Annotated in this window: 6 protein-coding genes; all 6 read left to right on the forward strand. The window is 32.9% G+C overall.

Annotation, left to right across the window (positions count from 1 at the left end):
• Positions 1–159 precede the first annotated feature (159 nt).
• Positions 160–717, forward strand: coding sequence for a hypothetical protein (locus COZ07_RS10435; protein ID WP_406608505.1), 558 nt, complete (start codon positions 160–162; stop codon positions 715–717).
• On the forward strand, positions 718–1,596 hold the full coding sequence (locus COZ07_RS10440) for an NAD(+)/NADH kinase (protein WP_406608506.1): 879 nt from the start codon (positions 718–720) through the stop codon (positions 1,594–1,596).
• 39 nt (positions 1,597–1,635) lie between these two features.
• Positions 1,636–3,351, forward strand: coding sequence for a DNA repair protein RecN (gene recN, locus COZ07_RS10445; RefSeq protein WP_406608507.1), 1,716 nt, complete (start codon positions 1,636–1,638; stop codon positions 3,349–3,351).
• A gap of 204 nt (positions 3,352–3,555) precedes the next feature.
• Positions 3,556–5,025 carry a sigma-54-dependent Fis family transcriptional regulator gene (locus COZ07_RS10450; protein WP_406608508.1) on the forward strand — a complete coding sequence of 490 codons (1,470 nt, stop codon included), beginning with the start codon at positions 3,556–3,558 and terminating at the stop codon, positions 5,023–5,025.
• Between the two features lie 410 nt (positions 5,026–5,435).
• A complete protein-coding gene (gene buk / locus COZ07_RS10455) occupies positions 5,436–6,524 on the forward strand; it encodes a butyrate kinase (RefSeq protein ID WP_406608509.1) in 1,089 nt (362 codons plus the stop codon).
• A 39-nt stretch (positions 6,525–6,563) separates the two neighbouring features.
• On the forward strand, positions 6,564–7,520 hold a 957-nt coding region (locus COZ07_RS10460; protein ID WP_406608510.1), incomplete at its 3' end, for a PLP-dependent aminotransferase family protein.

The following is a 7,520-nucleotide window of genomic DNA, read 5'->3' on the forward strand; positions in this document are numbered from 1 at the left end:
AGAGAAGATAAGCTATTTCCCTCATTTAATTGAAGAAGTAGTAGATCAAGCTCACCAAGAACTTTCTCTTAAAAAATAATATATTATCATCTGGTTAAATAATATTTAATTTTATAAAGCAGAGGAGTGGATGAAGAAGTTAAATTAAAGTAAGAGATTATGGGAGTGAAATTCTTGGATATAAGTGAAAATGGAGTTTTAATTTTAAGTTTAATTATTGGTGGAGGGATAATTTGCCTGATTCTGTATATCAAAATAACTAATTGGTTAAGGACTAAAAAATTAAAGCAGAGATTTTCTAAAAGCAGACAGGCAGAAAAAGAAGCAGAAAAAATATTAAGAAAAAAAGGTTATACCATCATAGATGCTCAAAAAAGTAAACCACTCCATATTAGTATTGGAGATAAGATTCATCGATATTTAGTGCGAATAGACTACCTGGTTAGAAAGAGGGGAAAAGTTTATGTAGTAGAAGTTAAAAACGGAGAGAAAGTCCCTTATATTACTAACCGAGAGACCCGAAGACAGATGTTGGAATATTATCTTGCCTATCAACCCAATGGTATTATCTTATTAAATATGAAAAATAAGAGTATCTCTGAGGTTAAGTTTCAATTCGAAATAACCTTTCGTCAATGGCTGATCAAGATAGTATATTTCTTAGCCGGAGCAATTTTTACTTTAGTTTTATATTATTTGCTTCAAGTGAGGACATAGATGAAGATAAAATTAAATAGTGTGGGCTTAGTGATTAATTACGAAAAAGAAAAAGCTCAGGAAATAACTAATTGGATAGTTGATTGGTTAAGCTTTAAAAAGATAAAAGTTTATGTAGAAGGAGGTAAGGATAAAGGAATTAGAAGAAAAGATTTTAGCTGCACTAACGAAAAATTCTTTAACTCAGTGGATTTGATAATTTCTTTAGGAGGAGACGGAACTCTACTTAGGGCGGCTAAAATAGCTGCTACCGATGGGATTCCAATCTTTGGAGTGAATTTAGGAGGATTGGGTTTCTTAACCCAAATCGGTATCGATAACCTGGAAATATTTTTAGAAAAAATATATCAAGGAAAATGTTTCCTTGATGAGAGAATGATGTTAGATGGTATAGTAAAAAGAAAAGAAAAAGAGATAAAGAAATTTACTGCTTTAAATGATATAGTTATTGGCAAAGGGGCATTTGCTCGCCTAATCTCTTTAGCTACTTATATTAATGATGATTATGTTATCACCTATTCTGCAGATGGATTAGTTATTTCTACTTCTACTGGCTCCACGGCTTATTCTCTTTCTGCCGGTGGTCCCATTGTTAATCCTAATATAAATTCTATGATACTTACTCCTATCTGTCCCCATACCCTATCTACTCGGCCTTTAATTATTGGTGAAAATGATCAAGTAAGAATAACTTTAGAGTTGAGTGAGGAAGAGGTAATGGTTACTATAGATGGTCAGGAAGGTTTTACTTTAGAACCAAAAGATGAAGTAATAGTAAAAAAATCTATTTATAAAACCAGATTAATTGCTTTTAAAGAGAAAAGTTTTTATGCTATTTTACGGGAAAAATTAAGATGGAGTGGCCAGGTAAATAAATAATTAAGGTATCCTAATATAATTAGGTGGATATAGAAATAGATGTTATTTCAATTAAACATAAAAAATATGGCTTTAATAAAAGAATTGAATATAGAATTTGAGGAAGGATTAAATGTCTTAACTGGAGAAACTGGAGCGGGAAAATCCATTATCATAGAAGCAATAGATTTAATTTTAGGAAGCCATGCCACTTCTGATTTAATTCGAGATGGAGAAGATAGTTTAATAGTAGAAGGACTGTTTCTATTAACTCCACAAGAGAAAGAGATCATAAGTGATTTAAATCCGGATATGGAAATTGTCGATGAAGAAGGGAATTTACTGATTAGGCGGGAAGTTAGTAGGAAAGGACGGAATAAGTGCTGGGTTAACCAGAGGTTGGTAAATTTATCTATGCTTCAGGATATAGGGAATTTTTTAGTTGATTTGCACGGCCAGCATAATCATCAATCTCTTTTAGATCCTTCTAAACATATAGATTTGATAGATAATCTGGGAGGAGATGAAATTATAAAATTTAGAAAAGAATTGTTTGGTTTTTATCGATTGTGGCGAGACAAGAAAGAGAAGTTATTTCAATTGATCAGAAATAAAGAAGATAATTTAAAGAGGATAGATTTTTTAAAATATCAATTAGATGAAATAGATAAAGCCTCTTTAGTTAGAAATGAGGATAAAGTTTTAGAAGAGGAAGAAATGGTATTAAGAAATGCGGAGAAAATTATTGAGACGATGGAAAAAGCAAATTTAATTCTCTACGAAGGTGGATTAGAGCAGCACTCATTAAGAGATTCTTTAAATGAAGTATCTATAGATTTGGGGGAAATTGCTTCCTTAGACCAACGGATAGGAAAGATAAAAGAAGATTTAAAAATAATAGGATATCAACTTGAGGATATCGTTAATGAGATTATAAAATATAAAGATAAGATAGATTTAGATACCAAAAAGTTAAAAGAAATTGAAGGAAGATTAAATCTGATTAATACTTTAAAAAGTAAATATGGTTCTACCATAGAAGAAATATTACAATATCGCCAAAAAATAGATCAGGAATTAAAAACTATTGATTATAGTGAAGATAGGGTTGAAAAATTAAAAGAAGAAATTAATTCCTTGGAAAATAAGATTTCTAATATTTCCCATAACCTAAGCTTAAAGCGGAGAAAGATTGCTGAGGATTTAGAGAAAATGGTAGTGAGGGAATTAGAAGATTTAAATATGAAGAGGTGTCAATTTAAAGTTTCTATCCATCGTTATGAAGATAATGAGGGGATAGAAATAGATGGCAAAAAATATAAGATTGGCCCTAAAGGTATTGATGATATTGAGTTTATAATTTCTCCCAATGTCGGGGAAAGATTACGTCCTTTGGTTCGGATTATCTCGGGAGGAGAAGTATCAAGAATTATGCTGGCTTTGAAATCAATCCTCTCCGAAGTCGATCAAGTTCCCACTTTGATCTTTGATGAAATCGATAGTGGAGTAGGGGCGCGCTTAGGTGAGGTTATTGCTCAAAAATTGAAGAATCTTTCTGAGGGTAGACAGATAATTTGTGTAACCCATTTGCCTCAGATAGCTTGTAGAGCCAAGAGGCATTTTTATATTGAAAAATATGTTTTAAATGATCAGACCGGGATAAGTTTAAAAGAAATGAAGGGGGAAGAACAAATCCAGGAAATTGCTCGTATGTTAGATGGCAATCAAGTTAGTGAGATTACTATCCAGCACGCCCAAAAAATGTTAAATAGATAATACAGTAATAGGTAATGTGTAATGAGTAATAAGTGAAGATAGCATAATAGCGGATAGCGTATAGCGTATAGCGTTTAGCGTTTAGGTAGGAAAGAGGAAACCAGAATTTGCTAAATAGAAGACGGAAGAGAAGACAGTATATTGAATTCAATTGGTAAATTGGCCAATCGGTCAATCGGTCAATTACTATAAGGTTGTTAGCTTATGAAAGAGAAGATTAATGCAAATAAAGATAAATGGCTGCAAGAAATTGTCACACAAAAAGAGATTCAGAGTACTTTAAAATCCATAATCCATTCTACTGATGATGCCATTTCCGTAGTAGATGAAAAAGGTTTGCATACTATCATTAACCCTGCTTATACCCGACTTACCGGTTTAACCGAAGAAGATGTATTAGGGAAATCACCTACTATTGATATTGCTGATGGGGGAGAAAGTATGCATTTAAAAGTGCTGAGGACCGGGAAACCAGTACATGGAGTGAGAATGAGAGTGGGTCCTAACCGTAAAGAAGTAATAGTGAATGTTGCTCCAGTTATAGTAGATGGAGTGTTAAAAGGCAGCGTGGCAGTAATTCACGATGTTTCTGAAATTAAATATTTAAATGAAGAGTTAGAGCGAGTTAAAGAAAGGGTTAGACATTTAGAATCAAAATATACTTTTGCAGATATTGTGGGGGAAAGTAGGGGTATGATTATTGCTAAAGAACAAGCGATGAAAGCTGCCCAGACGCCAGCAACTGTTTTGCTTCAGGGAGAAAGTGGAACTGGGAAAGAATTATTTGCTCATGCTATCCACCATGCCAGCAAAAGGAATAATAAACAATTTATCCGAGTGAATTGTTCTGCCTTAGTGGATACTCTATTGGAGAGTGAACTTTTTGGTTACGAGGGAGGGGCATTTACCGGGGCCAAAAGAACTGGAAAAAAAGGATTATTTGAAGAAGCTGATAAAGGAACTATATTTTTAGATGAAATCGGAGTAATGAGCTTGAATTTACAGGCTAAGTTGTTGAGAGTTCTTCAGGAAAAAGAGATTATAAGAGTAGGAGGGGGGAGTCCGGTTAATGTAGATGTAAGAATAATCTCTGCTACCAACATTGACTTAAAAAATGCTGTAAAAGAAGGAAGATTAAGGGAAGACCTTTATTATCGATTATATGTTATTCCTATTTATATCCCCCCTTTAAGAGAAAGAAAGGAGGATATGCCTCTTTTAGTAAATAATCTGATTAGAAAATCTAATCAAGATTTTGGTAGGAATGTAAAAGGGATTTTGCCAGAAGCTCTAAATATATTATTGGATTATGCCTGGCCGGGAAATGTTAGAGAATTAGAAAATGTTATTGAAAGAGCAGTAATAAATATGAAATTAAGTGAAGAATCAATTTTACCCAAACATATTCCTCCTTTAATCGATTTATATGAAGTGGGAATAATTAAAGAAAAATTGATTAGTGATTCTAAAAATACTCCTTTCGCTGATTTTGATTGGGGTAAAAATAATCTAAAAAATATAAAGGACCTTACAGAAAAGGTTGCCCTAATAAATGCATTGAAGTCTACCAATGGGGACAGTTTAAAGACTGCAAAAAAGTTAGGAATTAGCTTGAGGAGTTTTTATTACAAGATTAAAAAGTATAATATCAAAAAGATATATGAATGCAAGTAAAGGACAATTGACCGATTTACCGATTGACCAATGCACCGATTGACCGATTAAATTAGTAGTTAGAAAAAAATCGTTTGGTTGTAGGGGCACAATGCCTGCCTGTGCGTGCCTGCCTGTGCGTGTACGCACGCAGACAGGTCCGCACGCAGACAGGAATTGTGCCCTCTCCATATTATTGAAACTAATAACCACAATTTGATTACTATACAAATGTAATTATTGACAAAATATTGCACATAATGCTAAAATATGCAAATATATGCAAATGAAAATAAAAATAAAATATCTTGATTTATTTAAAAAGTAGCTTTTTTAGTCAGTAAAAGCTATTTTTTTTATTTTATTTTTTACTATAAATTGGCATAGAAATTGCTTTAATAAAATATATAGGAAGTATAGAGGAGATATAGATGTATAAAAAATTAAAAATATTAGTAATAAATCCTGGCTCAACTTCTACAGCTATTGCTCTTTTTGAAGATGATAAATTATTGGATAAAGAAATAATCAGACACGGCTTAGAAGAATTGTCGAAGTATAAAAAAATAACCGATCAGCATAAATTTAGAGCAGAAATAATTATTAATTTTTTAAAAAAGAAAAACATTGAAATCAATTCTTTAGATGCGATAGTGGGCAGAGGAGGAGTCTTAAAACCAGTTCATAGTGGAACTTACCAAATAAATGAATTAATGGTGGAAGATTTAAAAGAAAGGCCACGGATAGAACATGCTTCAAATTTAGGAGCAATTATTGCTTATGATCTGGCTCAAAAAGCGGGAGTGCCATCTTTTATTGTTGATTCAATAGCAGTTGATGAGTTTGAACCGATTGCTCGAATTTCGGGAATGCCTGAGATGGAAAGAGAAAGTTTATGTCACGCTCTTAACTTAAAGGTAGCAGCAAGAAGAATGGCTCAAGATTTAGGGAAATCTTATCCAGAACTTAATTTAGTAGTGGTTCATTTAGGGGGTGGAATTTCAGTAAGTGCTCATAGTAAAGGCAGAATGATAGATGTGAACAATGCAAGTGCAGAAGGACCATTTAGTCCGGAAAGAACTGGGGGTTTACCTAGTGCGGAATTGGTAAAACTATGTTACTCCGGAAAATATACTCTCCGAGAAATGTTAAAGAAAATTATGGGACAGGGTGGATTAGTAGCTTATTTGGGTACGAACAATTCTTTAGAGGTAGAAGAAAGAATTAGTAAAGGAGATAAGAAAGCTGAATTATTGTATCAGGCTATGGCCTATCAAATAGCAAAAGAGATAGCAGCGATGGCAGCTGTGTTAAAAGGAGAAGTAGACGCTATAGTTATAACTGGAAACGGAGCAAGAGATAAAGGTGCATTAGGCAAGACTTTTATAGGTTGGATAAAGGAAAGGGTCAATTTTATCGCTCCTATTACTGTATATCCTGGAACTGATGAAATGAAAGCTCTGGCTTTAGGGGCAGTCAGGGTATTAAAAGGAGAAGAAGAGGCTAAGGAATATAAGTAAAATGTATTTAAAAATAAAAAATATAAAGGAGGATAAACCATGTCGATAAATATTGAAGAATTTTACTCTGTTTTAGCTTCGAGAATGAAGGCTTCAACCATACGAGAAACTTTAAAAATAATTCAAAGGTCTAATGTTATATCCTTAGCTGGTGGTATGCCTGATCCTGCTACTTTCCCGGCTAAGGAAATAAACCAGGTAACCCAACAAATATTGGCCAAAAATAGTGCTTGTGCCTTACAATACAGCAGTACTGAGGGTTTACCAGAATTAAGAGAATTAATATTAAATTGGTTTTCTGAAGATAATAAAAAACTAGGATTAGATAATATTGTAATTACATCAGGTTCCCAGCAAGGTTTAGATCTGATGAGTAAAGTTTTATTAAACCCCGGAGATATAGTGATAGTAGAATTACCCAGTTATTTAGCAGCTTTAAATGCTTTCCGTAGCTATGGAGGAGAGATGAAGGGTATTTCTATGGATAATGAAGGTGTAGAGGTGGATATTTTAGAAGAGACACTTACTCAACTTAAAAAGGAAGGCCAAAAGGTGAAATTTATCTATACTATTTCCAATTTTCAAAATTCTGCTGGAGTAACTATGTCTTTACCGCGGCGAAAAAGAGTCCTGGAAATAGCTCAAAAATTTGAAGTATTTATTTTAGAAGACAATCCTTACGACAAACTTAGATTTGAAGGAGAACCACTTCCTTCTATTTATTCTTTAGATAATGAGGGTTATGTGATTAGTTTAGGGACCTTTTCCAAGATATTATGTCCTGGTCTAAGATTGGCCTGGGTTTTAGGGGATAAAAAAATTATTGAAAAAATAGTAATTATGAAGCAAGCAACTGATTTGTGCACTACTATTTTAAATCAATTAATTGTTTATGAATACTGCCGTCAGAACGATATAGATAAAAATATAGAATCAAATATTAAAATTTATAGAAAAAAACGAGATGTTATGTTAAAGGCATTAAGCAAATATTTT

This window comes from Candidatus Infernicultor aquiphilus (assembly GCF_002784285.1).
Classification (GTDB): Bacteria; Atribacterota; Phoenicimicrobiia; order Phoenicimicrobiales; family Phoenicimicrobiaceae; genus Infernicultor; species Infernicultor aquiphilus.